At 74.8% G+C, this 318-nt stretch carries 1 protein-coding gene; it reads right to left on the reverse strand.

Annotated features, from left to right (window positions below; all coding sequences use genetic code 11):
- Positions 1 to 318, reverse strand: a 318-nt coding sequence (locus tag E2493_RS21465) for a hypothetical protein (RefSeq protein WP_225421619.1), incomplete at both ends; no start/stop codon positions are given.

Here is a 318-nt window from a genome sequence, read left to right on the forward strand (position 1 = left end):
ATCGTCTGGCTGGCGCCGCTCGCGGTCAGGTCCGCCCGGCCGAAATTGGCCAGCAGCCGGCCGTCGGTGGCGGGAGAACCGAGCGCCAGACCGGAGACGTCGCCGGTGGTGGCGGTGACCGCGACCGGGCCGGTCGACGACGTCGCCGAGGCGAGTCGGACATTGGTCTGGCCGAGCACCATAACCCCGGTCGCGCCGGCGAGCGGTCCGGCGGTGACGCCGCCGAGCGTCGACTGTACCGTGACCAGGCCGCCGCTCGATGTCGCGCCGCCGACGCTGACGTCGGTCTCGCCCTGGACGGTGACGCCGGTCGCGCCG

The sequence above is a fragment of the Sphingomonas parva (ex Maeng et al. 2020) genome (assembly GCF_004564275.1).
Classification (GTDB): Bacteria; Pseudomonadota; Alphaproteobacteria; order Sphingomonadales; family Sphingomonadaceae; genus Allosphingosinicella; species Allosphingosinicella parva.